19 protein-coding genes are annotated in these 25,973 nt (G+C 70.2%); 13 read left to right on the plus strand and 6 right to left on the minus strand.

Annotated features, from left to right (window positions below; genetic code table 11):
- Nucleotides 1-80: 80 nt before the first annotated feature.
- The 8 genes from ACFWQC_RS13715 to ACFWQC_RS13750 all read left to right on the plus strand — a co-directional run bounded on the left by ACFWQC_RS13715 (nt 81) and on the right by ACFWQC_RS13750 (nt 14,349).
- On the plus strand, nt 81-3,941 hold the full coding sequence (locus ACFWQC_RS13715; RefSeq protein WP_378678467.1) for an endo-alpha-N-acetylgalactosaminidase family protein: 3,861 nt from the start codon (nt 81-83) through the stop codon (nt 3,939-3,941).
- Between the two features lie 38 nt (nt 3,942-3,979).
- Nucleotides 3,980-4,762 (plus strand): DeoR/GlpR family DNA-binding transcription regulator, encoded by a 783-nt coding sequence (locus ACFWQC_RS13720; RefSeq protein ID WP_378678469.1) that lies wholly within the window; start codon nt 3,980-3,982, stop codon nt 4,760-4,762.
- A 91-nt stretch (nt 4,763-4,853) separates the two neighbouring features.
- The gene (locus ACFWQC_RS13725) at nt 4,854-5,774 is read left to right on the plus strand and encodes an SIS domain-containing protein (protein ID WP_378678472.1); all 921 of its coding nucleotides are present in this window, start codon (nt 4,854-4,856) and stop codon (nt 5,772-5,774) included.
- 4 nt (nt 5,775-5,778) lie between these two features.
- A complete protein-coding gene (locus ACFWQC_RS13730; protein WP_378678475.1) occupies nt 5,779-6,717 on the plus strand; it encodes an ROK family protein in 939 nt (312 codons plus the stop codon).
- On the plus strand, nt 6,714-7,622 hold the full coding sequence (locus ACFWQC_RS13735) for a 1-phosphofructokinase family hexose kinase (RefSeq protein ID WP_378678478.1): 909 nt from the start codon (nt 6,714-6,716) through the stop codon (nt 7,620-7,622). The genes ACFWQC_RS13730 and ACFWQC_RS13735 overlap by 4 nt, the downstream gene beginning before the upstream one ends.
- Nucleotide 7,623: 1 nt before the next feature.
- Entirely contained in the window at nt 7,624-8,475 is an 852-nt protein-coding gene (locus ACFWQC_RS13740; protein WP_378678481.1) for a ketose-bisphosphate aldolase, read from the plus strand.
- Between the two features lie 85 nt (nt 8,476-8,560).
- Nucleotides 8,561-12,139, plus strand: a complete 3,579-nt coding sequence (locus ACFWQC_RS13745) for a TIM-barrel domain-containing protein (protein WP_378678484.1) — start codon at nt 8,561-8,563, stop codon at nt 12,137-12,139.
- A gap of 71 nt (nt 12,140-12,210) precedes the next feature.
- Nucleotides 12,211-14,349 carry a hypothetical protein gene (locus ACFWQC_RS13750; protein ID WP_378678487.1) on the plus strand — a complete coding sequence of 713 codons (2,139 nt, stop codon included), beginning with the start codon at nt 12,211-12,213 and terminating at the stop codon, nt 14,347-14,349.
- On the opposite strand, the gene ACFWQC_RS13755 is transcribed toward ACFWQC_RS13750, so the two are convergent.
- Genes ACFWQC_RS13755 through ACFWQC_RS13765 form a run of 3 tightly spaced genes read right to left on the minus strand, consistent with a single transcriptional unit; the run spans nt 14,346 to nt 17,055 of the window.
- Nucleotides 14,346-15,476 (minus strand): FAD-dependent oxidoreductase, encoded by a 1,131-nt coding sequence (locus ACFWQC_RS13755; protein WP_378678490.1) that lies wholly within the window; start codon nt 15,474-15,476, stop codon nt 14,346-14,348. The genes ACFWQC_RS13750 and ACFWQC_RS13755 overlap by 4 nt on opposite strands.
- Nucleotides 15,473-16,351: a DUF1295 domain-containing protein gene (locus tag ACFWQC_RS13760; protein WP_378678493.1), complete on the minus strand. Its 879-nt coding sequence runs from the start codon at nt 16,349-16,351 to the stop codon at nt 15,473-15,475. The genes ACFWQC_RS13755 and ACFWQC_RS13760 overlap by 4 nt, the downstream gene beginning before the upstream one ends.
- Before the next feature lie 47 nt (nt 16,352-16,398).
- The gene (locus ACFWQC_RS13765; RefSeq protein ID WP_378678496.1) at nt 16,399-17,055 is read right to left on the minus strand and encodes a FadR/GntR family transcriptional regulator; all 657 of its coding nucleotides are present in this window, start codon (nt 17,053-17,055) and stop codon (nt 16,399-16,401) included.
- A gap of 26 nt (nt 17,056-17,081) precedes the next feature.
- Here ACFWQC_RS13765 and ACFWQC_RS13770 point away from each other — a divergent pair, with 26 nt between their 5' ends.
- The gene (locus ACFWQC_RS13770) at nt 17,082-18,305 is read left to right on the plus strand and encodes a CynX/NimT family MFS transporter (RefSeq protein WP_378678499.1); all 1,224 of its coding nucleotides are present in this window, start codon (nt 17,082-17,084) and stop codon (nt 18,303-18,305) included.
- A 90-nt stretch (nt 18,306-18,395) separates the two neighbouring features.
- Nucleotides 18,396-18,983, plus strand: a complete 588-nt coding sequence (locus ACFWQC_RS13775) for a GNAT family N-acetyltransferase (protein WP_378678502.1) — start codon at nt 18,396-18,398, stop codon at nt 18,981-18,983.
- Nucleotides 18,984-18,985: 2 nt separating this feature from the next.
- Here ACFWQC_RS13775 and ACFWQC_RS13780 read toward each other — a convergent pair whose 3' ends face one another.
- Entirely contained in the window at nt 18,986-19,639 is a 654-nt protein-coding gene (locus tag ACFWQC_RS13780) for a TetR/AcrR family transcriptional regulator (protein WP_378678505.1), read from the minus strand.
- A gap of 99 nt (nt 19,640-19,738) precedes the next feature.
- Here ACFWQC_RS13780 and ACFWQC_RS13785 point away from each other — a divergent pair, with 99 nt between their 5' ends.
- Genes ACFWQC_RS13785 through ACFWQC_RS13795 form a run of 3 tightly spaced genes read left to right on the plus strand, consistent with a single transcriptional unit; the run spans nt 19,739 to nt 24,829 of the window.
- Nucleotides 19,739-21,223 carry an aldehyde dehydrogenase family protein gene (locus ACFWQC_RS13785; RefSeq protein ID WP_378678508.1) on the plus strand — a complete coding sequence of 495 codons (1,485 nt, stop codon included), beginning with the start codon at nt 19,739-19,741 and terminating at the stop codon, nt 21,221-21,223.
- A gap of 28 nt (nt 21,224-21,251) precedes the next feature.
- Entirely contained in the window at nt 21,252-22,766 is a 1,515-nt protein-coding gene (locus ACFWQC_RS13790) for an APC family permease (protein WP_378678511.1), read from the plus strand.
- Nucleotides 22,763-24,829 carry an FAD-dependent oxidoreductase gene (locus ACFWQC_RS13795; protein ID WP_378678514.1) on the plus strand — a complete coding sequence of 689 codons (2,067 nt, stop codon included), beginning with the start codon at nt 22,763-22,765 and terminating at the stop codon, nt 24,827-24,829. Before ACFWQC_RS13790 ends, ACFWQC_RS13795 begins: the two co-directional genes overlap by 4 nt.
- A 118-nt stretch (nt 24,830-24,947) precedes the next feature.
- Here the strand turns inward: ACFWQC_RS13795 and ACFWQC_RS13800 are convergent, their stop codons facing one another.
- The gene (locus ACFWQC_RS13800; protein WP_378678517.1) at nt 24,948-25,427 is read right to left on the minus strand and encodes an AAA family ATPase; all 480 of its coding nucleotides are present in this window, start codon (nt 25,425-25,427) and stop codon (nt 24,948-24,950) included.
- Between the two features lie 288 nt (nt 25,428-25,715).
- Nucleotides 25,716-25,964: an HNH endonuclease gene (locus tag ACFWQC_RS13805; RefSeq protein WP_378678523.1), complete on the minus strand. Its 249-nt coding sequence runs from the start codon at nt 25,962-25,964 to the stop codon at nt 25,716-25,718.
- Nucleotides 25,965-25,973: the final 9 nt, after the last annotated feature.

Below are 25,973 nucleotides of genomic sequence, written 5' to 3' on the forward strand. Positions count from 1 at the left end.
AGCACAACCTAGCCAGTCCGCGCAAAACTCTGCATGATGGTCGGACCTCGTCAGGCCCACCCCCACCCTCGGGAGTCACGATGCCGAAGCGTTTCCTCACAGCCCTCCTCGCGTCCGTGACGGCCTTCGCCGGCGTGGCCGCCATCGCGCCCGAAAGCCATGCCGCCCTCGCGGGCGGCGGCTTCACGCTGACCTCGCCCGTCCTCAGCGTCCAGGTGGCCGAGGACTTCCCGGCCGTGCTCGGCTACCGGCACACTGCCGGTGGTGAGATCAGCGGCGCCACGACAACGCCGACCGCCGTACGGATCAACGGCACCGCGCGCACGGCGACCGTGACCGGCACCCAGGTCGACGCCGACACGGCGACCTACCGGCTGACCTTCGCCGACCTGCCCGGCGTCGAGCTCGACGCGAAGCTCGAGGTGGCCGGCGACGTCGTCACCTTCGCGGTCACCAAGGTGACCGACACCGACGAGCACCGGGTCGGCACCCTCGACATCCCCGGACACGACCTCCTCTCGGTCAGCTCGGACCAGGCCGGCGCGACCGTGAACACCGCCGTCGTGAGCGCGGACCGCACCACCAACGGAGACACCCACACCGAGGTCACCGCGGACCTGGCCACGACCGAGAAGCCGGTCGGATCCGCGTACGCCATCGTTGACACCGACCAGCTCGCCGCCGCGATCGAGACCAACTCGGTCTACGACCAGAGCGGCGGCGACTCGACCAACGAGCGCGGCCGGATCTGGCGCAGCGTGAGCGCCACCGACAATGGCCGCCGGGTCGGGCTGTGGAGCGGCCAGTGGACCTACCGGGCGACCGGTTCGCCCTACACCGAAGAGCTCCCGTGGGCGAAGGTCACCATCACCCCCGACGCCAACGGTGACCAGGCCGTCGACTGGCAGGACGGCGCGATCGCGCTGCGCGACATCCAGCGGCCGATGAACGGCGCGGAGGAGACCCCCGAGCGGGTGGTCACCCACATCCCGTTCAACTTCGCCAGCCAGGCGACCCATCCGTTCCTGCGTACGCTCGACGACGTCAAGCGGGTCTCGCTGGCCACCGACGGGCTGGGACAGCTGGCGGTGCTGAAGGGGTACGGCTCCGAGGGCCACGACTCCGCGCACCCCGACTACGGCGGCAACTACAACACCCGCGCCGGCGGGCTCGGCGACCTCAACACCCTGGTCCGCGCGGGCGAGAAGTGGGGCGCCGACTTCGGCGTCCACGTCAACGCGACCGAGGCCTACCCCGAGGCCAAGACCTTCGACGAGACGCTCGTCGAGGAGAGCAAGCCCGGCTGGGACTGGATCGACCAGTCCTACTACATCGACCAGCGCACCGACCTCGCGACCAAGAGCATCGTCGACCGCTTCGCCCAGCTGCGCCGCGAGACGCACCCGAACCTCGACTTCCTCTACATCGACGTCTACTACTCCTACGGCTGGCTCCAGGAGCGGCTCGCCCAGGACCTGCGCGGGCAGGGCTGGAACATCGGCACCGAGTGGTCCTACCACTTCGAGGAGGACGCGCTCTGGTCCCACTGGGCCAACGACGAGTCCTACGGAGGCGCCACCAACAAGGGCCTGAACAGCCAGATGATCCGGTTCGTACGCAACGGGCAGAAGGACACCTGGAACCCGGACAAGCTGCTCGGGCACACCGAGATCGTCGAGTTCGAGGGGTGGACCGGCGAGAACGACGTCGACGCCTTCTACGACGACATCTGGCAGACCAACCTGCCGACCAAGTACCTGCAGAAGAACCCGATCCTGCGCTGGAGCCCGGACGAGATCGTCCAGGACGGCGGCGTACGCATCGTCAACACCGGCCAGACCGACGCGACCCGGAAGATCTATCAGGGCGGCGACCTCGTGCTCGACGGCGACGCCTACCTCCTGCCGTGGAAGGACAGGCAGCAGGACGGGGCGAAGCTCTACCACTACAACGCCGACGGCGGCCGGACCACCTGGGACCTGACCGACGCGTGGAGCCGGAGCGGCCGGCTCAACGTCTACGCGCTCACCGAGCAGGGCCGGGTCGCGGCGGGCAGCGTCCCGGTGCGCAACGGCAAGGTCACCCTCGAGGCGAAGGCAGGGACGTCGTACGTCCTGACGATGTCTCCCGACAGCTCGCCCGACCCGCAGTGGGGCCAGGGCAGCCACGTCGCCGACCCCGGCTTCAACGCCGGCGACCTCGATGCCTGGCACCCGAGCGGCGCGGCCACGACCGGGCGGACCTCTACCGGTCAGCAGGTCGCCGTCCTGGGTGCGGGTGAGCGGGCCACGATCAGCCAGCGCCTCCAGGGCCTGCGCAGCGGGCGCAACGCTCTGGGTGTCTGGGTGGAGGTCGAGCCCGGCCACAGCCGGGCCACCTCGGTCAGTGTCGCCTCCGGCGGGAAGACCTACACCAACCGTGTCGAGCGCTCGACCGCGAAGAACCTGGTCGCCGCCGACGAGCTGCACAGCACCTACTTCCAGCGTGTCGAGGTCCCCTTCGACGCCGGCCGCGACGGCACGGCGACCGTCAAGATCTCCGCGGAGGCAGGCTCCGGCCGCGTCCGCCTCGATGACGTACGCGTCGTCGCAGCCAAGCGCGACCTGCCGGCCGCGCCCGGCGCGAAGGTCATCGTGAAGGAGGACTTCGAGGAGGTCGTCCAGGGCTGGTCGCCGTTCGTCAAGGGCTCCTCGGGCGGCGTCACCGACCCGCGCACCCACCTGGCCGAGCGGCACGAGCCGTACACGCAGAGCGGCTGGAACGGCAAGGTCACCGACGACGTGATCAGCGGCGACTGGTCGCTCAAGTCGCACGCCGAGAACGGCGGCCTCGTCTACCGCACCGTCCCGCAGACCGTACGTCTCAAGCCCGGCCACCGCTACCGCGTCTCCTTCGACCACCAGACCGAACGTGACGACGACTACGAGTGGGTCACCGGCTATGACTCGGTCGCGAGCGGCGACCCGCGCACGGTCGAGGTAGGTGCTCGCTCGATCGGCAAGCAGGTCGAGACGGCTCGGTTCAGCGATGAGTTCGTCGTCGGCGGCTGCGGCGACTACTGGGTCGGTCTGCGTACCGCCGACGACAACGGCGCGAGCGGCGACATCAGCATCGACGACCTCACCGTCGAGGACCTCGGTGCGGCCAGTGACCTGCCGGCCTGCGCGACCCTCGCCGTCGACGCCGGCGAGGAGAAGCTGCCGCCGGGTGCGGCCGGCGAGGTCACCACCACGTTGACCAGCGACGAGGCGTCGGCGACCGGTGCCGGGACGGTCGGTCTCGAGGTGCCGGAGGGCTGGACGGCGGAGGCCACCACGCCGGCGGCCTTCGACTCGCTCGCTCCCGGGGCGAGCCACTCGGTGACCTGGAAGGTCACGCCGCCGGCGGATGCGGCCGAGTCGGCCTATCAGCTCAACGCGTCGGCGAGCTATGACGTCGACGGCGAGACGCGCACGGTGGCCCGCTCGGCCACGGTGCAGACCGCGCCGCCCCCGCCGACCGCGGACACCTACGCCAGCGACCTCGGCTGGATCTCGGCCACCAACGGCTGGGGACCGGTCGAGCGCGACACCAGCGTGGGGGAGAACGCTGCCGGCGACGGTGGGCCGATCACGCTCGCCGGCAAGGTCTACACCAAGGGGCTGGGCACGCACGCGGTCTCGAAGGTGCGCTATTACCTGGCCGGCAACTGCACCAGCTTCACCGCCGACGTCGGGGTGGACGACGTCCAGACGTCGCGGGGCTCGGTGAGGTTCTCCGTCGTCGCGGACGGGACGACGGTCGCCGAGACCGGCGCCCTCGGGCCGACCAGCGCCACCGAGACGATCACCGCTGATGTCACCGGCGCCGACTATGTCGATCTGGTGGCCGGCGATGCCGGCGACGGGAACGGCAACGACCACGCCGACTGGGCCGATGCGAGGTTCCACTGCGGCCCCTGAGATCTGCGTAGGCTGTCCGGGACCCAGGAAGGGAGCCCATGAGACAACAGCGACTCAACCAGCTGCTCGAGCTGATCAGCGAGCACGGGCACGTGTCGATCGCGGAGGTGGAGAGCGCGCTCGGTGTCTCGGCGGCGACCGCCCGCCGCGACATCGGGCACCTCGCCGAGCAGCGGCTGGTCACCCGGACACATGGCGGCGCGACCGCGCTCGGTTCGGCGTACGAGCTGCCGTTGCAGTACAAGATCGGTCGCCAGGCCGACGCGAAGCGGGCGATAGCGACCGCGGTGGCCGACCTGCTCGTGCCGGGCGAGACGGTCGCGCTCAACGGCGGCACGACCACCAGCGAGGTGGCCCGCGCGATCGGTCGCCACCCCGACCTGGCCGAGGACGACAGCATCACCGTCGTCACCAACGCGCTCAACATCGCCTACGAGCTCTCGATCCGGCCCAACGTCAACATCGTGGTGACCGGCGGCGCCGCTCGCACCCAGTCCTACGAGCTGGTCGGCCCGCTGAGCGAGGGGGTGCTGTCGAAGATCCACATCGACACCGCGATCCTCGGCGTCGACGGCATCAGCACACGGGCCGGGCTCACCACGATCCACCCGGCCGAGGCCAAGATCAGCGCCGACTTCATCGCGGCGGCCCAGCGCACCATCGTCGTGGCCGACAGCACCAAGCTCGAGCATCCGACCTTCGCGCGCATCCGCGACCTTTCCAGCGTCTCCATGCTCGTCACCGACAAACCGGTGCCGGAGTCGCTCGCGAAGGCACTGACCGATGGCGGCACGGAGATCATCGTCACGACTGAGCGATAATGATCATTTGTGACGATTTATTGACAGAAACGCGCAGGGCGTTGGATGATTCGGGTCCAGCCGGCAACACATCGGAGGGTGACCCGAGACCATGACCGCATCTGCACCGACGACGCATCTCGCAGCCGAGATCGCGACGCAGCCCGCCAACTGGCTGGCTGCCAGGAGCACCGCCGAACGATCGGCCGATGCCCTGCCGAAGGCGGGGGAGAAGGTCGCGGTCATTGGCTGCGGGACCTCGCTCTACATGGCGCAGGCGTACGCCGCGCTGCGCGAGGAGCAGGGTCACGGCATCACCGACGCCTGGACGCCGACCGAGGCCCGTCTCGACCGGGACTACGACCGGCTGCTGGCGATCACCCGGTCCGGGACCACGACCGAGGTCGTCGACCTGCTTGCCCGGATCCGGGGCAGGATCCCGGCGACGGTGATCTCGTCCTCTCCCGGCACTCCGGCCCTCGATCTCGCTGAGCCGATCCTGATGCCCGAGGTGGACGAGAAGTCGGTGGTCCAGACCCGCTTCGCGACCACCACGCTCGCCGTGCTGCGCTGGCACCTCGGCGAGGACCTGAGCCGGGCCGCCGAGCAGGCCCAGCAGATCATCGACGCCGGCGAGAGCGCGTTCGGTCCGGCGCTGACCGCCGAGCAGCTCACCTTCGTCGGTCGCGGCTGGACCAACGGAGTCGCGCAGGAGGCGGCGCTCAAGCTCCGGGAGTCCGCACAGCTGTGGACCGAGTCCTACCCGATGATGGAGTACCGCCACGGCCCGCTCTCGATCAGTGCCCCCGGCCGGGTCGTGTGGGCCTTCGGCGACCTGGTGCCGGGCTTCGCCGAGGACGTCGCGGTCACCGGCGCCGACCTCGTGCACCACGAGATCGACCCGCTCGCCGAGCTGGTGCGCGTGCATCTGCTCTGCGTGGAGCGGGCCCGTCGGGCCGGTCTCGACCCCGACGCGCCGCGCAACCTCACGCGCTCGATCATCCTGAGCCCGGCTGCTGCTCCTTCCGAGTGAATCGATGAGCGAGTCTCCTACGCAACCAGCCGCGGAGCGAGCTCTCGCCCTCGCCTTCGACGTCGGCGGCACCTCCGTGCGCGGAGCAGTGGTCGGCGCCGGCGACGTGTCGTTGGCGGAGTCGCGGGTGGCCACTCGCACCGGTCCGGCCGTGCTCGACGACATCGCGCAGCTGGGCGAGCAGCTGCTCGCCGGCCTGAGCCCCGTGGACCGGTCGCAGGTCGCCGGCGTCGGGGTCGCCTTTCCCGGACTCGTCGACACCGAGTCCGGGATCTCCCTCAAGGCGGTCAACCTCGGTCTGGTCGACGTGCCTGTGGCGGCGCCGCTGGCCGAACGGCTCGGCCTTCCGGTCGTGGTCTCGCACGACACGGCCACCGCCGCGGGGGCGATCTGGGCGGACGCCGGCTCACCGGCCTCAGCGCTCGTCGCGGTGCTCGGGACGGGCGTCGCTGCGGTGACGTACGTCGAGGGCAGGCCGATCGTCGGCGTCTCGGGTCAGGCCGGTGAGCTCGGCCATCTGGTGGTGGACCCGGCCGGGCCGTTGTGCACCTGCGGGCTCCACGGCTGCGTGGAGACGCGCACGGGCGCTCGGAGCATGCTGCGGCGATACGCGTCGCTGGGCGGTTCCGGGGTCGCCGGCGTCGCCGAGCTCGTCGCGCGGGTCGAGCACGATCCGCGCGCCGCCCGGGTCTGGTCCGAGGCGATCACCGCCCTCGCCGACGGCTTCCTGGCCGTAGGAGCGCTGCTCGCGCCCGGCGAGATCATCCTGGGGGGTGGCGTCGCCGAGGCCAGGGGATATCTGCTCGAACCGCTACGGGTCCGGATGCGCGAGCGCGCCGGCGTGACCGCGGTCCCGCCCGTTCGCCTCTCCGCCCTCGGCGGCCGAGCCGGCCTCGTCGGCGCCGCTCGGCTGGCCCTGGCGTCGACGGGGTCGGGCGCATGATCATCACCGTCACGCTCAACCCGGCGATCGACATGACCTACCGGCTGCCCCGGCTGCGGGTGGGAGAGGTCCACCGCGTCGACGAGGTCACCAGCCGGCTCGGCGGCAAGGGCGTGAACGTCGCCCGGGTCCTGCACCAGCTCGGCGAGCCGACCCATGCCGTCGGCCTCGCCGACCACGACTTCGGCGAAGCCCTCGCCCGGGAGCTGCCGGCGACCTTCCTGCCCGAGCTCGAGGAGGTACGCCGCACGCTGGTGGTCGTCGCCGAGTCGACGACCTCGCTGTGGGAGCCGGGTCGACAGGCGGCCGCCGGCGCCGATCTCAGACTGCTCGACCTCCTGGCCGACCGAATCCCAGCTGCGGCGGCCATCGTCGTCTCCGGCAGCCTGGCGCCAGGAGTGCCCACCGACCTCCCGGCACGGATCGCACGGCTCGCGACAACCGCCGGCATACCGGTGCTCCTCGATCTCGACGACGCCGCGCTCGCCGCCGCGATCGGCACCGGCGCCGTCCTGACGCCCAACGAGGACGAGGCCGCCCGCCTGCTGGGCCGGCCCCTCGACGACCCGGCCGCCGCGGTCGCAGAGCTCGCCGCCCGCCACGGCGGCCCGGTCGTGCTGACCCGCGGCCACCACGGGCTGGTTGCGTACGCCGACGGCAGCTGCTGGGAGGTGAGCCCGCCCGCCGGGGTGACCGGGAACCCGACCGGCGCCGGCGACGCGACCGCCGCCGGGCTCGCCCGAGGTCTCGCCAACGGCAGACCGTGGCCGGACATCCTTCGCGACGCCGCCGCGCTCGGTGCGGCCGCGGTGGTCACCCCGGTCGCCGGCGAGATCGACCCCGACGCGTACGCATCGTTCCTGGCCGACGTCAGGGTCAGCCGAATCGACCACGAGGAAGACTGACATGCCCCTGGTACCGATGTCGCTGCTGCTCGACAACGCCCGCGGCACCGGCCGCGGCCTGGGCGCGATGAACGTCATCCAGCTCGAGCTGGCCGAGGCGATCGTCGCCGGTGCCGAGCAGGCCGGCCGCCCGGTGGTGCTGCAGATCTCCGAGAACACCGTCGACTACCGCGGTGCGGTGGCGCCGTTGCTGCGGGCGAGCATCGCGATCGCGGAGCGTGCCACGGTGCCGGTCTGCGTACATCTCGACCATGCGACCCGGGTCGAGCTCGTCGAGGAGGCCGTCGAGCTGGGGTGTCCCTCGGTGATGTTCGACGCCTCGAAGCTCGACTACGACTCGAACGTGGCCGCCACAGCCAAGGTCGCGGCCTGGTGCCACGAGCGCGGCGCCTCCGTCGAGTCCGAGCTCGGCGAGGTGGGCGGCAAGGACGGCGTGCACGCACCCGGGGTCCGCACCCAGCCTTCCGAGGCGGCGGAGTACGTCGAGGCCACCGGTGTCGACGCGCTCGCGGTCGCGGTCGGCTCATCGCACGCGATGACGACGCGTACGGCCAGCCTCGACAACGAGCTCATCGCCCGGCTCGCCGCTGCCGTCGACGTGCCGCTCGTGCTGCACGGCTCCTCCGGGGTTCCCGACGAGGGCATCGTCGCGGCCATCGCCGCCGGGATGACCAAGGTCAACATCGCCACCCACCTCAACGCGACCTTCACCCGCGCCGTCCGCGCGGCGATCGCGGACGAGAGCAAGGTCGACCCCCGCAAGTACCTCGGCGCCGGCCGCGATGCGGTGGCCGGCGAGGCCGCCCGGCTGCTCGCGCTGATCGGCGGACCGAGGGTGGACCGCGCAGTGTGACCTACGTTACAGTCGCCTCCAACTTGCGATTGATTCTGACTCTTTAGGGCGTGAGGCGATCATGTTCAATCACTCAATCCGACGCTTGTTGGTCCCGGGGGTGGCTCTGGCCGCTGCCCTGGTCGCGCTCGGCCCGGTCAGCTCCGTGGCTGCCGAGGCGACGAGCGAGCTCGGCGGCGTCACCGGCTTCGAGCGCGACAGCGACAGCTACACCTTCGAGTCCGGGGAGGCCGCGCTGCGCGTGACCTTCGAGGACGCCGACATGGTGCGCGTACGCCTGGCCCCGAACGGCGAGTTCACCGACCCGGCCAACGACGACCCCACCGAGCCCGGCGCTCCCGACGCCGACATCGTCGTCAAGCGCGACTATCCCGGTGGGCGTTCGGAGGTGAAGGAGACCGGCGCGGCGTACGTCATCAGCACAGACAAGGCCGTGCTCACCGTGACCAAGCAGCCGATCACCCTGCGGCTCACCGACCCGGCCGGGAAGGTGCTGATGGCGGAGGCCTCGCCGCTGACCTGGGACGACAAGAGCACCGCGCAGCACCTGGAACGAGGTGCCGAGGAGCAGTTCTTCGGTGGCGGTATGCAGAACGGCCGGTTCAGCCACCGCGGCGAGACGATCAAGATCTCGCGCGACTTCAACTGGAACGACGGCGGCAACCCGAACGCGGTGCCGTTCTACGTCTCCTCCCGTGGCTACGGCGTCCTGCGCAACACCTTCGCGGCCGGCAGCTACGACTTCGGTGCGCCGACCACGACCACCCACGACGAGCAGCGCTTCGACGCCTACTACTTCGTCGGTGACGCCGAGCGTGTCATCGACTCCTACACCGAGCTGACCGGCCGCCCGGTCGCGGTTCCGATGTACGCCCTCGAGGTCGGCGACGCCGACTGCTATCTCCACAACGCCAACCGTGGCGAGCGCGAGACCCTGCGGGACTCGACCGCGATCGCCGAGGGTTACGCCGAGCACGACATGCCGCTGGGCTGGATGCTGGTCAACGACGGCTACGGCTGCGGATACGAGGACCTGGCCGAGACGGGCGACATGCTGCAGGACCACGGCGCCGAGCTCGGCCTGTGGACCGAGGACGACCTGACCGAGCAGGAGACCGAGGTCCAAGCGGGCGTACGCGTCCGCAAGACCGACGTCGCCTGGGTCGGACCCGGCTACCGCTTCGCGCTCGACGCCTGCGAGCAGGCCCGCGACGGCATCGAGACCAACAGCACCGATCGCTCGACCGTCCTCACGGTCGAGGGCTGGGCCGGGACCCAGCGCTGCGCCGCGGTGTGGAGCGGCGACCAGTCCGGGAGCTGGGACTACATCCGCTGGCAGATCCCGACGTACGCCGGCTCCACCATGTCCGGCCAGCACCTCGCCACCGGCGACGTCGACGGCATCTTCGGCGGCAGCGCCGAGACGTACGTCCGTGACATGCAGTGGAAGATGTTCCTGCCGATGACCTACCTGATGAGCGGGTGGGCGGCCTCCGACAAGCAGCCGTGGCGCTACGGCGAGCCGTACACCTCGATCAACCGGAAGTACCTGAGCCTGCACGAGCGGCTGCTTCCCTACTTCTACACGCACACCATGCGGGCCAACCGCAACGGCGTGGGAGCGGTCAAGCCGCTCTACCTGAACTATCCCGAGGACCCGAAGACCTGGGGCGACGCGGTCAAGTACGAGTTTCTCGCCGGTGACGACTTCCTGGTCGCCCCGGTCTACGAGGACGCCACGACCCGCGACGGCATCTATCTGCCCGAAGGCACCTGGGTCGACTACTGGAGCGGCCGGGTCCACCAGGGGCCGACCACGATCGACGGTTACAAGGCTCCGCTGGACACGCTGCCGCTCTTCGTACGCGCCGGCGCGGTCGTGCCGCAGTTCCCCGAGGGCACGCTCGACTGGCAGCAGGGCAAGAAGTCGGGCCGCCTCGACCTGGACATCTACCCGCAGGGCTCCTCCTCGTTCGTGAACTACGAGGACGACGGGCGCAGCCAGGCGCACGCCTCGGGCGAGTCCGCCACCCAGGAGTTCGAGGTCGACGCTCCCGAGCAGGGTCGCGGCCGGGTCGTGGTGCGGCTGGGCGAGGTGGACGGCGCCTACGCCGGCAAACCCGCCTCGCGCGAGTACGGGCTCAGCGTGCACGCCGATGCCGAACCGGGCAGCGTGGTGCTGTCCGGCAAGGAGCTGCCCCAGCGGGCCTCGAAGGAGGAGCTCGACGGCGCGGCGACCGGATGGTTCCACGACTCCGCGACGGGCATCACGCAGGTGAAGACCGGCAAGCTCTCCACATCCGCCGGTGCCGTGGTCGCGCTGAACGGGTCCGCGGCGGTCGGTGGTGGCCACCCGGGCGACCGCAACGTGACCGTCGATGCGGCCACCGCCGCGATCGCGGTCGCCGGTGAGGCAGCGGAGTTCAGCGCCACCTTCACCAACGACACCGGCTCGCGCGTCCAGCTCGAGTCGATCACGGCCAAGGCCCCTGAGGGCTGGGACGTACGCCCGGGCGCTGCGGTGTCGGGGTCCCTCGCGCCCGGTGCCTCCCGCACCGCGAAGTTCAGCGTCACGCCGCCGGCTGACGCCTCGCCCGGCCGGGTGAAGATCGACGCGACCGCGACCTATGTGGCCCACGACCGGACGTACGCCGTGACGGACTCAGCGACGACCACGGTCGCCCACCCGGACCTGGCCTCGGCGTTCAACAACGTGGGCGTCACCAGGGCCGAGGACCCCGGACCGGGTGACATCGACGGCGGCGGCAGCAGCTTCCTCGCCGACAAGCTGGCCGAGAAGGGCGTCACTCCCGGGGCGACGGTGAGCGCGAACGGGTTCGACTTCACCTGGCCGGACTCGGAGCCGGGCACTCGGGACAACGTGGCTTCGGGTGGCGAGACCATCCGGATCAGCGGCAAGGGCAACGCGCTGGCCTTCCTGGGGACCGGCACCAGCCTGTCGGCCGCCGAGAAGGCGACCGTGCACTACACCGACGGCACCTCCGCCACGGGGACGCTCGGCTTCCCCAACTGGTGCTGTGCGGCGACCGACGGCTACGGCGCCAAGGTGGCCGTCACCACGCTCGGGAAGAACACCCCGGACGGACCGGCCTATCCGACGGTCTCCTACCGCCTGTTCACCAAGACGCTGCGTACCGACCCGGCCAAGGAGATCGCAGCGGTCACCTTGCCCGCCAACGCCGCCGTGCACGTGTTCGCGATGACGATCGGCGACGAGGAGATCGTGCCGCCGGCGCTGGCTGACGGCCAGTACTCGCTCGGCAACGCCGCCTCGGGGCTAGCGCTCGATGCCGCCGGTGCGACCAGCGACGGTCAGCTGACCACGTCGGCCGTCGGTGCGGCGGCGTCGCAGAAGTGGGTGGTCACCCGGAACGAGGACGACGGCAGCTACCAGCTGAAGAACGCCGGCACGGGTCTGTGCGCCGACGTCGCCTACAGCTCGAAGACGAGCGGCGACCCTGTCGTGGAGTACACCTGCACGGGCACGCCCAACCAGCGTTGGGTGATCGCGGCCGACGGTGCGGCGCTGAAGTTCTCGGCCAAGCACAGCGGTCTCAGCCTGGCGGCCGGCGCCAACGGGCTGGTCGTGCAGCAGACCGATACCGCGGCCACGTCGCAACGCTGGCGCGCCACCCCGAACTAGGCCTACCGGGTCGCACTGCTTACATGGCCTCATGAACCGCGCGACGCGGTGAGCGAGGACGGTGGTGAGCAGTGCGACCAGGCAGTCGCCGCGAGGTGGTGCTCTGCGCTGTCTTCGTGCTGATCGCCCTGGGCTGGATCGTCACCGGGCTCCGCGCCGACTCCGGCGAGCTCCACGAGGCTCCGGTGGTCCTGGTGGGTCCCGATGTCGTCACCGTTCCGCTCGTGAAGCAGGTCAACACGGTCCCGGGGCGTCCGTTCTCGGCGGGCGCGGTCGACAGCCGGGCCGAGGCGGCGGAGCTGCTGGAGAGCGGTGACGTCGTCGCAGAGCTCGGCGTCGACCTGTCCGGCACCCAGGACGAGCTGCGTCTGGCCACCGCACACCGGCCGGCGCTGGCTCGCGCGATCCAGGCCGAGGTGACGCGGATCGAGAAGACCCGCGGACGTACGGTCGTGCTCGCGCCGCCGGGGGACGGGCTCGAGGGGCGGTCGCTGTCCTGGGTCACCTTCGCGACCGCGCTGGCGGGCTTCCTGCTGGTGTGCGTCGTCTCGCTCGTGTGGGGCCCGTTCGCACGTACGCTGCCTCGGCTCCTGGCGCGGCTGACCGCCCTCGCCGCGCTGGCGGTCGCAGCGGGCGTCGGCGGCTGGCTGGTCGCGGGGCCGGCACCGGCGGGCGAGCGGATGCTGGTGGCGTCGGTCCTCGCTGCCACCGTGCTCGCCGCGGGCGCGTTGACCTTCGCCTGCGAGATCATCGGCGGGCTGCCGGGGCTGCTGCTCGCGGCGACGGTGATCGTCGCCGGACCCGTGCCTCTCCTTCTCGCCGGGGATCGCCTGCTGCTCGCGGATGCGTGGTCGATCGGCTCCGGATGGACGATCACGGGGGCCGGCGAGTCGCTGTTGTGGGCGGCGGCCGGAGACGGTCGCGGCATCACCCAGCCGATCGTGACCATCGCCGGTTCGGCGCTGCTCGGGCTGGCCACGCTGGTGGCGATCCGGTGGCTGGTCGGGATCGACGTCGAACGCCATGGCGCTCTCGCGGAGGTGCGGTCGTGGCGGCGGAACCTCGGCCTGGTCCTGGCCTCGGCCACCTGCCTGACGATCCTCGCGACCGCGCTGACCTCCGCGTTGCACAGCGAAGCCGTGCCGCGCCCGCTGGCCAGCCTCGCCTCGACGACCCAGTGCGTCCCGGCGGGCCCCGTCGAGGACGTCGACGACCTCAACCGGATCACCAGGCTTCGCGCCGAGCCGGCTCTCCAGGGCGGTGACGTGGGAGTGAGCGCCCATCTGAGTGATGGGCGCAGCATCTGGATGTTCGGCGACACCCTGCGGGACGCGAAGTTCTCCGGCGCCGGCTTCGTACGCAACTCGATGCTGCTCGTCGAGCCCCACTGCCTGCAGGTCGTCCTCCCGAAGTCCGGGGGCGCCATCCTCCCCGACCGGGGCGACGGTGTGGGCTACTGGCCGATGTCGGTGACCACGCTCGACAAGCCGGGATATGCGCTTGTCGTGGTGGCCGCGCAGCGGGTGCGTACGACCGACTCCGGCGACGCGTTCGGCTTCGAGGCACTCGGACCGGCCATCGCCCAGTTCGTGGTCCCCGACGGGGGCGTCCCGCAGCTGATCGCGGTGACCGACCTCGGTGCCGACGACGCCGACACCCGACGGCCGATGTGGGGCGCCGCGGCGGCGGTCTCGGGGAAGTGGCTCTACCTCTACGGCACCGCCCGCGAGCCCGACCCGCCGCTCGGCACCGGCTTCGCCCTGCACGTCGCCCGCGTCGCGCCGGACCACGTCCCCGACCTCGACCGCTGGACCTACTGGGACGGCACCGGCTGGAACAAGCGGGCCGGCTCCTCGAGCGAGCTGATCCCCGCGACCGACGGCGTCTCCCAGACGCTGAGCGTCTTCGAGCGCGACGGGCGCTGGTACGCCTTCAGCAAGAGCGACGAGTTCCTGGGCGACGACCTGGTGTTCTGGACCTCGTCGTCGCCGACCGGTCCGTTCCGCGCGCAACCGCCTGTCGGCACCCTTCCCTCCGGAGTGGCCCGCGGCGAGCTCCGCTACATGCCGCTGGCCCACCCCGACATCCTCGAGCAGCCCGGCTCGGTGATCGTCTCCTACAGCCGCAACAGCACCGACTTCGGCGCGGTCCTGCGCAACCCGCTCCTGTATCGGCCGAAGTTCATCCGGGTCGATCTCCCCGACGGCTAACGGAGCCGGCGCCTGCGGCCGCGGCGTACTCCTTTGTAGATGCCCCAACGCACGATCCAAGGCTGCAGGAGGGTGTTGATCGTCCACGCGGGGAAGCGGAACGGGCGTCCGTCGGGCGCGAAGATCTGGAGCCCGTCTCGCTGAACGCCGATCACCGAGCCCCAGCGGCGCCGGGGTGGCTGGTAGCTGTCGAGCGGCCTTCCCTTGAGAACTGCCTTGATGTTGCGAGCGAGGAGTCGGTCGGCGCGGTTCCTCGCGGAGGATCTCAACTCGTCGGTGGCCGCGACATCGCCCACCGCGAAGACGCTGCTCTGCCCCTTGACCTGGAGATTCGGATCCACCACGACGAAACCGCGGTCGTCGAGGATCTCCGCGGGAAGCCAGCCGGTGTTGGGGTGCACGCGGCCGATGGCCCAGAGGACCGCGTCGGCCTTCGCCGGTGGTTGGCCGGTGCTCCACGTGACCGCGTCGCTGGTGATCTCGTTCCCGACGAAGCCGCGCGGAAGCTCGGCGCGATGGCCCGGGTGCAGCCCGACGCCTCTCTCGACAAGGCGCTTCTCCAGGCTCTGCCACGTCTTTCGATGGTGCTGGGGGAGGGCGTGCTCGCCCGGGTAGTAGAGGTCGACCTGCTTGTCCGGCCATGTGCCGTTGATGTTGGCCGCACTGCTGACAGCCGCTGCGCCACCGCCGATGACGATCACCGAGGCCGCTCTCCGCAGCTGTTCGTGGACATGCTGCAGGTCGGCATCGATCTGGTCGTCCGTCTGGAAGCCCGGCCTTCTCCAGAACCCGTTGGTGACCCCCGTCGAGATCACCAGCAGGTCGTACGGCTCAGGGCGGGTTGTGCCGTCCGGCAGCTCGACATGGACGGCCCTGTGCGCGAGGTCGAGACCGACGAGAGTGCCGTGGATGGCATCGGCCCGATCAAGTCCGCGGAACCGGTCGAACGAGATCCGGTAGTCGCGCTCCCACTCGGCCGGCCTGCAGAGTCGAGCGCCGAGCTCTTGGCCGCTGATCAGCCCTGGCTTGGTGGAGATCCCGACGACGTCGGCGTGCTTCGAGAGGCGTACCGCTGTCAGGACACCCGTGTCGCCGAGCCCCGCGATGATGACCCGCTTGCGCCTCATCCTGCCGCCTTGGGTGGTCTCGGCACGAGGCGGGGCACCCGGTCGATGACGTCCTGGTACGCCGGCCGCCGCTCGAGACTGCGCTTCTCCATCATCGGAATGCTCGCGCCCAGGAACATCGCCGTCATCGCGACGGTGCCGGCGAACAGCCACCACCAGTCGTCGGGCGAGGCGGCCAGGCCGAACAGCGCGAGGGAGAACCAGAAGCTGATCTCTCCGAAGTAGTTCGGGTGCCGCGACCAGCCCCAGAGCCCGCGGTCCATCACCTGGCCCGGTTGGCTGTCGCGGGTGAACCGGTGCATCTGAAGGTCTGCGCCGAACTCCAGAGCCACGGCACCCAGGCCCAGCGCGCAGGCGGCGATGTCGAGCCAGCCGACGCCCTGACCCGTGCGGGTGACCGCGACGTAGATCGGCAACGATCCCAAGAACACCTGGAAGGTCGGGATGAGGTGGATCGCGGCGAGGTCCACGATCCATTCGAATCTGCCGGCCCGTTCGCGAAACAGCGGGTAGCGCCAGTCCTCGTGATGGAGCCCGGGGAACGCGCACACCCAGTTGCCGGTCAGCCGGATCGACCAACCGAGGACCACCAGCGCTACGAGGATGACGCGGACGTCCGGGACGTCCTCGCCGGCCGAGGCCCACCAATAGAGAAGGAGAAGCGGAGGAACGACGCTCCAGTACGCGTCGTAGAAGCTGGAGTTCTTGTGCAACCGGCTTGCAGCGAAGATGACGAGGGTCGCGAGGACGTCTGCGATCAGGGCGTCGAGCCACAGGTGACGCGTGTCGGGTCCCCAGATCAGCCAAGCCGAGGCCACAGCGAGGGCGATGACGTACGCCGCGGCGACGCGGACGAGAGACTCTCTCTTGCTCACCGCTCGACGGTAGTGGACCTTTCGAAGAATTGGAACATGTTCTAGCGTCAGCGGGCGAGCGTGTGGAGCAGGCCGGTGACGGCGGCTGCGGCGGCATCGGCGTCCTGGGCGCGGATCGCGTCGAAGACGGCGAGGTGCTCGTCGGCGATCTCGGCCGTCTCGTCGACGAGGTGGATGGTTGCGCGCAGGGTGTCCTCGAAGCCGGCGTAGAGCTCGATGAGGAGTGGGTTGTGGGTCGCGGTGACCACGCCGAGGTGGAACTCCGCGTCGGCCTCCGCGAAGGCGTCGGCGTCCCGGGCCGCGACGGCGGCGGCGCGCTGTTCCATGATCGCGGTGAGGGATCGCAGGTCTTCCTCGGTACGACGCTCGGCGGCCAGGGCCGCAGCACGGGTCTCGATCGCGTGGCGGACCTCGAGGACGTGGGCCAGGTCGACCCGGCCGACCTGGCGTCGCATCATGGCGGCCACCTCGTTGGAGGCGGCGACGTACGTCCCGTCCCCGCGTCGCACCTCCAGCACGCCGGTGTGGGCCAGCGCCCGTACGGCCTCGCGGACCGTGTTGCGGCTGACGCCGAGAGCCGCGGCGAGCTCGGGCTCGGGCGGGATGCGGGCGCCGACGGCCCACTCGCCGTCGGCGAGCAGGGCGCGCATGCCGTCGATCGCCTGGTCGACCAGGGAGCGAGGCGTGGTGGTGGAGAGCGGCACGTGCCGTCCTTTCATCCAATCATCCGATGTCTGGCATCCTAGAGGGCGTGAACCCCCGCATCCAGTCCCGCCCCGATTCTCCGCCGTCGAACACAGCCGTTCGGTCGACGGTGTGGCTGCTGGTCGCGGTCCTGCTGGTCGCGGCGAACCTGCGCGGGGGAATCACGTCCCTCGGTGCGTTGCTCGACAGTCTGGACGGGCTCTCGGCCGGCACCCGGGCCTTCCTGACCTCGCTGCCGGTGCTCTGCTTCGCGGTCGTCGGTGCGACGGGGATGACGCTCGCGCGCCGGCTCGGCGTGCATCGTGGCATCGGCGTCGCGCTCGGTCTCCTGGTGGCCGGGCTGTTCGTCCGGGTGATCGGCGACCCCTGGCTCCTGCTCGTCGGCACGTTCGTCGCGTGTGCCGGCATCGCGCTTGCCAACGTACTTCTTCCCGCCGTGGTCAAGGAGGGCTTCCCGAGCCGGGTCGGCACGGTCACCGGTGCCTACAGCGCGGTGATGTCGCTCGGAGCGGCGATCGCAGCCGGTGTCACGGTGCCGATCGCGCATGCGGCCGGAAGCTGGCGGATCGGCCTCGGCGTCTGGGCCCTGCTCGCCGCCCTGGCGCTGCTGGCGTGGGTACCGCACCTGCGCGACCGCGGCCTGCGCCGAGACGGCGCGGTCCGGGTGTCGCTGTGGCGTGAGCCGGTGGCGTGGGCCGTGACCGTCGTCTTCGGCACCCAGTCGCTGTTCGCGTACGTCGTGATGAGCTGGCTGCCGAGCATCTACGCCGACGCCGGCTTCAGTCATGAGACGGCCGGGCTGCTGCTCGCGGTGAGCATCCTGGTCGGCGTACCCGTGTTCTTCCTGGCGCCGACGCTCGCGATCCGTGCACCCACGCAGGGCCACCTGATCGCGGTCCTGACCGCGCTGCTCGCGATCGGGTTCGCCGGCCTCTGGCTCGCTCCGGTCGCGGGCGCCTGGCTGTGGGCGGTGCTCGTCGGCATCGGTGGCGCCGTCTTCCCGGTGGCCCTGACCCTGTTCAGCATCCGCACCGCGACCACCGCCGGCACCACCGCGCTGTCCTCGATGGCACAGAGCATCGGCTATCTGCTCGCTGCCGCCGGCCCGTTCCTCGTCGGCCTGCTGCGCGAGTCCACCGGCTCGTGGTCGGTCCCGATCGCGCTCCTGTTGGGGCTCGCGCTCGTCCAGATCTTCGCCGGGTACGTCGCCGGTCGCCCGGTCGTCATCGGAGCCCCCGCCGAGGACTGAAGCGCCAGCATTTTTCTTCCACTCGAGTTGAGCGTAGGGCGTATCGAGCTTGAGGCCCCAGACCGTGCAGGATCGAATACCGTGGGCGGCATGGCTACCGAGTCGTTCACCATCGCGCCGCTCAGTCCTGAGACCTGGCCGGCGTTCGACGCGCTGGTGCAGCGGCACAACGGGATCTTCGGCGGCTGCTGGTGCATCTGGTTCCATCCGGACGGACCCGAGAGGGGTCAGGGTGCGGAGGCGAACCGCGCGCTGAAGAAGGCCTACATCGAGAAGGGCGAGGCGCACGCCGCGCTGGTGATGGACGGGGATGAGGCCGTCGCCTGGGCCGAGTACGGCACCCCCGTCGAGCTGCCGACGCTGCACCACCTCAAGCAGTATGACGCGACGAAGACGGTGGACCCCGACTATCGGATCACCTGCGTCTTCGTCGACAGGCGCTACCGGCGACAGGGCGTGACGGAGCTCGCGATCACCGGTGCGCTCGAGCAGATCGCCCAAGCCGGTGGTGGGCGGGTCGAGAGCTATCCGCACGACCTGACCGAGCAGACCAAGAAGATGTCGTCGTCGTTCCTCTACAACGGGACCCGTCGACTCTACGAGCGGCTCGGCTTCGCCTACGACCGGCCCAAGGGCCTGAAGAACTGCGTCATGGTGAAGACTGTCGAGCCTGCCTGAGGTCAGGGTCGTGGGCCAAGATTCTTTGCGTCTCTGGGCAATACTGGGTCGATCGGGGCGACCCGGACGCCGAGGGCGGAGTGGGCGTAGCTGGCCAACTGCTGCTCGGCGCGCTCGAGGGTCAGTGACGAGTTGTGGGCGAGCAGGTGGAGGCCGAAGGCGTCCTCGAGGGCTACGAAGTTGCGGGCGATCGCCTCGGCCGAGTCGGTCAGCGTGAAGACGCCGGTCGCGCGCCCGACCTCGAGCACGGCGGTGTAGAGCGAGACCTCGCGGTCGAAGAGCAGCGTCATCAGGGTCGCGTGCATCGGGCTGCGGCTCGCGTTGACCGAGATCTCGTCGAGGACCTGGCTCAGTAGGAGGTCCTCACCTCGGGGAAGACCCGAGTACATCAGCCGGCCGAGCTTCTCGGCGGGGGACAGGTCGCCCTCGATGGCCCGCTGCCGGGACCAGTAGTAGCGGTCGGTAGCGGCCTGGTGGGCGGCCTCGATGAGACCGTCGAGCTCGGGGTAGTAGTAGGCGATCAGGCGCGGCGAGATGCCGGCCTCGGCGGCGATGTTCTTCATCGTCGCGCCGGCCAAGCCGTGGGTGGCGATCACGGTCAGCGTTGCCGCGGTCAGGTGTTCGCGCCGAGCGGCCTGGTCCTTGCGTCGAGCCATGCTCAACCGTAACGCCTATGTGAAATCTGCGGGCCGAAGATTGACACCTGGTGTGGTGAGGCTCATATTTGCGGTGAAGCGCAAAGAAAGGACTTGCTTGTGCGAACCCACCAGGACTGGCTCGAGACAGCCGCCGATGTCCGCCTCCGGACGCGCCCGTTCGTCGGCGGCCGTTCCGTCGACACCGCGGAGGGCTCCTTCGAGAACCGCAACCCCGCCACCGGCGCCCTGCTCGGGGAGGTCGCCGACGCCGGCGCCGCTGGTGTCGACGCCGCCGTGCGGGCGGCGCGGGCTGCGTACGACGACGGCGGCTGGTCGCGGGCGGGCGTCGCCTTCCGCCGGGAGCGGATGCTCCGCTTCGCCGACCTCCTCGCCGACCACGCCGCCGAGCTCGCGGTCCTGGACTCGCTCGACATGGGCAAGCGGGTCGTGGACGCGTACGACCTGGACCTGCCGTTCTCGGTGAACCTGTTCCGCTACTACGCCGAGGCGATCGACAAGATCAACGACGAGGTCGCGCCGACCCCGCCGGGCACCACCGCGCTGATCCGTCGGGTCCCGCTCGGCGTCGTCGGCGCCGTGGTCCCGTGGAACTACCCGGTCGACATGCTCGCCTGGAAGGTCGCGCCCGCGATGGCCGCCGGCAACAGCGTCGTGCTCAAGCCCGCCGAGCAGTCGCCGTCCTCGGCGCTGCGGATCGCCGAGCTCGCCGCCGAGGCCGGGATCCCCGACGGCGTGCTCAACGTCGTCCCCGGCCTGGGCGAGACCACCGGCAAGGCCCTCGGCCTGCACCCCGACGTCGACGTGCTCGCCTTCACCGGCTCGACCGAGGTCGGCGCCTACTTCCTCCAGTACGCCGGCCAGTCGAACCTCAAGCAGGTCTGGCTCGAGTGCGGCGGCAAGAGCCCGCACGTTGTCTTCGCCGACGCCGAGGACCTCGCCACCACCGCCAAGCAGACCGCCTTCGGCATCTGGTTCAACCAGGGTGCGGTCTGCTCGGCGCACTCTCGCGTCCTGGTCCAGCGTGAGGTCCACGAGGAGTTCGTCGACCTCGTCGCGAAGGAGGCCGCGGCGTACGCCCCCGGGGACCCGCTCGATCCGGCCGCCGGGATGGGCGCGATCGTCTCGCCCGAGCAGACCGACCGGGTCATGGAGTTCGTCGAGGAGGCCAAGGCCTCCGGGGCGCGCCTGGTCACCGGTGGCGACCGGATCACCCGCGACGGTAGCGACTGCTACGTCCAGCCGACCGTCTTCGACGACGTCGACCCGGCCTCCACCCTGGCCCGCGAGGAGGTCTTCGGACCGGTCCTGGCGGTCACCGCCTTCGACACCGAGGACGAGGCCGTCGCGCTCGCCAACGACACCGCGTACGGGCTGGCCGCCTCGGTCGCGACCGGCAGCCTGAGCCGGGCGCACCGGCTCGCCGAGCGGATCCGCGCCGGCACGGTGACCGTGAACGGCGTCGACGCCTTCAGCGCCTGGACCCCCTTCGGCGGGTTCAAGGGCTCCGGCTTCGGGCGCGACCTCTCGCTGCATGCCCTCGACAAGTACGTCGGTCTCAAGACCGTCTGGATCAACCACTGACCTGCCCGCACCAACAGGGACATCAACCATGACGCAGACCAACCAGCCGACCGCGCTCGCGGCCGAGCAACAGTCACATCTCCGCAAGTCGCTGCGACGATTCGACATCGTCTTCCTGCTCATCGCCGCCGTCGTCGGCCTCGAGACCCTCGGGCAGGTCTCGCTCTACGGCGCCGAGGCGTTCACCTGGGCCCTCGTGCTCGCGGTCTTCTTCCTCGTGCCGTACGGCCTGATCTTCGCCGAGACCGGCGCCGCGTTCAGCGAGGAGGGCGGGGCCTACACCTGGGTCCGGGACGCCTTCGGGCGCCCGGCCGCCGCGGTCGCGGCGATCCTCACCTGGATCACCCAGCCGGTGTGGGTCGGCGGCTCGATGGCCTTCCTCGCCGCCGAGACCGTCAGCACCTACATCACCCCGCTCGAGCACGGCTCGGTCGGTGACTACCTGTTCAAGATCGTGTTCATCTGGATCACCGTGGTCGCCGCGATCGCCAGCCTGGCCAAGGGCAAGTGGCTGCCGACCAGCGGCGCGATCCTCAAGGTCGGCCTGCTCGCGTTCTTCGTGCTGACCACGATCATCTACGCCGCCAAGAACGGTGTCGTCGACCTCAGCGGCGGCGACTTCAGCCCGACCCTGCTCGGCCTCTTCGGCTCGGTCCCGATCCTGCTCTTCGCCTACCTCGGCTTCGAGTCCTCCAACAGCGCCGCCGGTGAGATGGAGAACCCGGCCCGTGACGTACCGGTCTCGATCTTCCGCTCCTGCGCGACCGCCGCGGTCTGCTACCTGGTGCCGATCTTCGCGATCCTGCTCGTCGTCCCCAGCGACGACATCACCGGCATCGGCGGGCTCCTCGACGCCGTCGGCACCGTCTACTCCGTCTACGGCGCCGCAGCCGAGCCGCTGCTCACGCTCACCGCCGTCGTCTTCGTCTACATCCTGATGAGCCAAGGCGCGGCGTGGATGATCATCTCCGACCGCATGCAGGCGATGACCGCTGCCGACGGCGCCTTCTTCGGCGGGTTCTTCGGCCGCTTCCACGAGGGTCTCGGCACGCCGGTGCGGGTCAACATGCTCTCCGGCGTGGTGGCGACCGTCTTCCTGCTCGTCGCGATGCAGGTGACCGGTGACGGTGCCTCGATCTTCGGTGTCGTGCTCACCATCTCGATCTCGACCTTCCTGCTCAGCTATCTCCTGGTCATCCCGGCCGCGATCCGGCTGCGCACCCGCTACCCCGACCGTCCGCGTCCCTTCCGGGTCCCCCTCTCGGACCGCGGCTTCGCGGTGCTCGGCTGGCTGGCCTTCGCCTGGGTCCTGCTCGGCTCGTGGGTCGCGGTGTTCCCGGGAACCCTCGAGCGGCTGTTCGGCGAGGCGTACCCGTTCAAGGAGATCTGGGGCGTGAGCCAGGTGACCTTCGAGGTCTTCACGCTCGGCACCCTCGGCTGCCTGCTCCTGCTGTGCGGCATCGGGTACGTCCGAGGTGCCCGCGTCCGCGCCGAGGTCGGTGCCCCCGTCCCGTCCGTTCCCACCGAGGAGCCCACCCGATGACCAAGCCGACCCCCGAGCCGTACGACATCCTGTTCGAGCCCGTGCAGATCGGGCCGTTCACCACGAAGAACCGCTTCTACCAGGTGCCCCACTGCAACGGCATGGGCTACCGCGACCCCAGCGCCCAGGCGGCGATGCGCAAGATCAAGGCCGAGGGCGGCTGGTCGGTCGTCTGCACCGAGCAGGTCGAGATCCACGCGACCTCCGACATCGCGCCCTTCATCGAGCTGCGGATCTGGGACGACCAGGACCTGCCCGCGCTCACCCGGATCGCCGACGCGATCCACGAGGGCGGCGGCCTGGCCGGCATCGAGCTCGCGCACAACGGGATGAACGCGCCGAACCAGCTCAGTCGCGAGACCCCGCTCGGGCCCGCGCACCTCCCGGTCGCGCCCGACACCATCGCGCCGGTCCAAGCCAGGGCCATGTCACTGCAGGACATCGAAGATCTGCGGCGCTGGCACCGCAATGCCGTACGCCGCTCCCTCGAGGCCGGCTACGACGTCGTCTACGTCTACGGCGCCCACGGCTACGGCACCCCGCACCACTTCCTCTCGCGGCGCTACAACAACCGCACCGATGCGTACGGCGGCTCGCTCGAGAACCGGATGCGACTGCTGCGCGAGCTCCTCGAGGACACCATCGACGAGGTCGCCGGCCGGGCCGCGGTGGCCTGCCGGATCACGGTCGAGGAGGAGATCGACGGCGGAATCACCCGCGAGGACATCGAGGGCGTGCTTCGCGAGCTCGGCGAGCTGCCGGACCTGTGGGACTTCGCGATGGGCAGCTGGGAGGGCGACTCGGTCACCTCGCGGTTCGCGCCCGAGGGGCGTCAGGAGGAGTTCGTCGCCGGACTGAAGAAGCTCACCTCCAAGCCCGTCGTCGGCGTCGGCCGGTTCACCTCGCCGGACGCGATGGTGCGACAGGTCAAGGCCGGCATCCTCGACCTGATCGGCGCCGCGCGTCCGTCGATCGCGGACCCGTTCCTGCCGAACAAGATCCGCGACGGCCGGCTCAACCTGATCCGCGAGTGCATCGGCTGCAACATCTGCGTCTCCGGCGACCTCACCATGTCGCCGATCCGCTGCACCCAGAACCCGAGCATGGGGGAGGAGTGGCGCCGCGGCTGGCACCCGGAGCGGATCCGGGCCAAGGAGAGCGACTCCCGCATCCTCGTCGTCGGTGCCGGCCCCTCCGGGCTGGAGGCGGCCCGGGCGCTCGGCGTACGCGGCTACGACGTCGTGCTGGCCGAAGCCGGCCGCGACCTCGGCGGCCGGGTGACGGCCGAGTCGAAGCTGCCGGGGCTCTCGGCCTGGGGCCGGGTCAAGGAGTACCGCGAGGCCGTCCTCGCCGAGCTCCCCAACGTCGAGATCTACCGCGAGAGCCCGATGGCCGCCGAGGACATCGTCGAGTTCGGTTTCGAGCACGTCATCACCGCGACCGGCGCGACCTGGCGTACGGACGGGGTCGCGCGCTTCCACACCACCGCGATGCCGATCGCCGAGGGCGCTCAGGTGCTGGGCCCGGATGACCTCTTCGCCGGCCGTCTCCCCGACGGCAAGAAGGTGGTCGTCTACGACGACGACCACTACTACCTGGGCGGTGTCGTCGCCGAGATGCTCGCGCAGAAGGGCTACGACGTCTCGATCGTCACCACCGGCTCGCAGGTGTCGTCATGGACCAACAACACCTTCGAGGTCAACCGGATCCAGCGCCGCCTGATCGAGAACGGCATCACCCGGGTGACCGACCACGCCGTCACCTCCGTCGGGACCGGCGGTGTCCGGGTCCAGGACGTCTACGCCGGCATCGAGCGTGACCTCGACTGTGACGCCGTCGTCATGGTGACCGCCCGCCTCCCGCGCGAGGAGCTCTACCTCGACCTGCTTGCCCGTCACGAGGCCGGCGAGATCGCCTCCGTACGCGGCATCGGCGACTCCTGGGGCCCCGGCACCATCGCGGCCGCCGTCTGGTCCGGCCGCCGCGCGGCCGAGGAGTTCGACGCCGTCCTGCCCTCCAACGACGAGGTGCCGTTCCGACGCGAGGTGACACAGCTGGCCTGACACCGGGCGGCGTGGTTGCGCGGGTGTGGAAAAGTTGAAGGCTCGGACCGACCTCGTGGGTCCGAGCCTTCAACCAGGTGTCGTCCTCAGCCCAGCGCGCGAACCGCACTCACACTGCCTAGCGGACCACCGTGAGCGGTCCCTCCTCGGGCGTCGGCGGCTCGAACCTCTCGAAGTATTCAGTCGCCGTCTGCTCGGTGAGCGGCCAATCGTCCGCCCACCTGCCGTGTCGGTCACCGACTCGGCCCAAGATCGTCTCGAGACTCGTCGCGATGTAAACAGTCTCCGGCACGATGCCGTGGGGTGCGAGTAGTGCACGGAACTCATCGCGTTGTCGCCGGAACCAGAATCCGAAGTCGAGCACGACATCGTTCCCCGCCGCGACATGGCGCAGCAAGCGCGCCTTCAGGTCTGCTGCCACCTCGGCGACCACTTCGGCGGAGGGCATCGTAGTGATTCCGCGATCCCAGAACTCCACCTCGAACGACAAACGCGTCCAGCCCTCGCACTCCAGGCGCTTGGCATATCTGGTCTTTCCTGCACCACCTGGCCCGCACATCATCACGACGCGGGATCCAGGAGTCTTGTTCACTGCCACTGGGCGGAGGCTACGCCGCGCCACTGACGCCGAGGCTCACAACGCTCCGCTCATCGCTGATCTGGATCAGATCGGACTTGATCAACGCGCCCTACTACCGCGTCGCGCTACCGCGTCGCGAAGGCATGCTGGACGTCTGTTGAAGCGCGGCAACGTCGCTGGCGCGCCGCGTCGCAGGCGCAATGTCCAGCAGCCTCCCGGCTGCACCCAGGTGCTGGTGTCAGTCGGGCGTGAGTCCGCGCCGCTTGGAAGCCGACGGGTCGCGATGATTCTGCTCGATGAGTCGGCTCATCTGCGTCTGGTGAAGCGGACCTCGCCGTTGGGTAGACGCTCATGGAGGTACGCGGCGTCGTGGGCGCGGTGGTGGTGATGACTGCAAAGGAGGGCGGCGTTGTCGAGATCGGTTGGGCCGCCTTGGGCCCAGGCGATCCAGTGGTGCGCCTCGGCCCAGGTGGCTGTTGCGATTTGAAAATCGCCGGGTGGGTTCCGTGACGGTTGGCCTGTGCCGCGAAATACTTCGGTATGGCTCGTAGGTATCGCCCGGTG

The organism is Nocardioides sp. NPDC058538, assembly GCF_042719275.1.
Classification (GTDB): Bacteria; Actinomycetota; Actinomycetes; order Propionibacteriales; family Nocardioidaceae; genus Nocardioides.

What these genes read in the sequence shown, in the direction of transcription:
- ACFWQC_RS13715 (WP_378678467.1), top strand. Translation starts at nt 81, where the DNA reads ATGCCGAAGCGTTTCCTCACAGCCCTCCTCGCGTCCGTGACGGCCTTC.
- ACFWQC_RS13720 (WP_378678469.1), top strand. Translation starts at nt 3,980, where the DNA reads ATGAGACAACAGCGACTCAACCAGCTGCTCGAGCTGATCAGCGAGCAC.
- ACFWQC_RS13725 (WP_378678472.1), top strand. Translation starts at nt 4,854, where the DNA reads ATGACCGCATCTGCACCGACGACGCATCTCGCAGCCGAGATCGCGACG.
- ACFWQC_RS13730 (WP_378678475.1), top strand. Translation starts at nt 5,779, where the DNA reads ATGAGCGAGTCTCCTACGCAACCAGCCGCGGAGCGAGCTCTCGCCCTC.
- ACFWQC_RS13735 (WP_378678478.1), top strand. Translation starts at nt 6,714, where the DNA reads ATGATCATCACCGTCACGCTCAACCCGGCGATCGACATGACCTACCGG.
- ACFWQC_RS13740 (WP_378678481.1), top strand. Translation starts at nt 7,624, where the DNA reads ATGCCCCTGGTACCGATGTCGCTGCTGCTCGACAACGCCCGCGGCACC.
- ACFWQC_RS13755 (WP_378678490.1), bottom strand. Translation starts at nt 15,476, where the DNA reads ATGAGGCGCAAGCGGGTCATCATCGCGGGGCTCGGCGACACGGGTGTC.
- ACFWQC_RS13770 (WP_378678499.1), top strand. Translation starts at nt 17,082, where the DNA reads ATGTCTGGCATCCTAGAGGGCGTGAACCCCCGCATCCAGTCCCGCCCC.
- ACFWQC_RS13775 (WP_378678502.1), top strand. Translation starts at nt 18,396, where the DNA reads ATGGCTACCGAGTCGTTCACCATCGCGCCGCTCAGTCCTGAGACCTGG.
- ACFWQC_RS13780 (WP_378678505.1), bottom strand. Translation starts at nt 19,639, where the DNA reads ATGGCTCGACGCAAGGACCAGGCCGCTCGGCGCGAACACCTGACCGCG.
- ACFWQC_RS13790 (WP_378678511.1), top strand. Translation starts at nt 21,252, where the DNA reads ATGACGCAGACCAACCAGCCGACCGCGCTCGCGGCCGAGCAACAGTCA.
- ACFWQC_RS13795 (WP_378678514.1), top strand. Translation starts at nt 22,763, where the DNA reads ATGACCAAGCCGACCCCCGAGCCGTACGACATCCTGTTCGAGCCCGTG.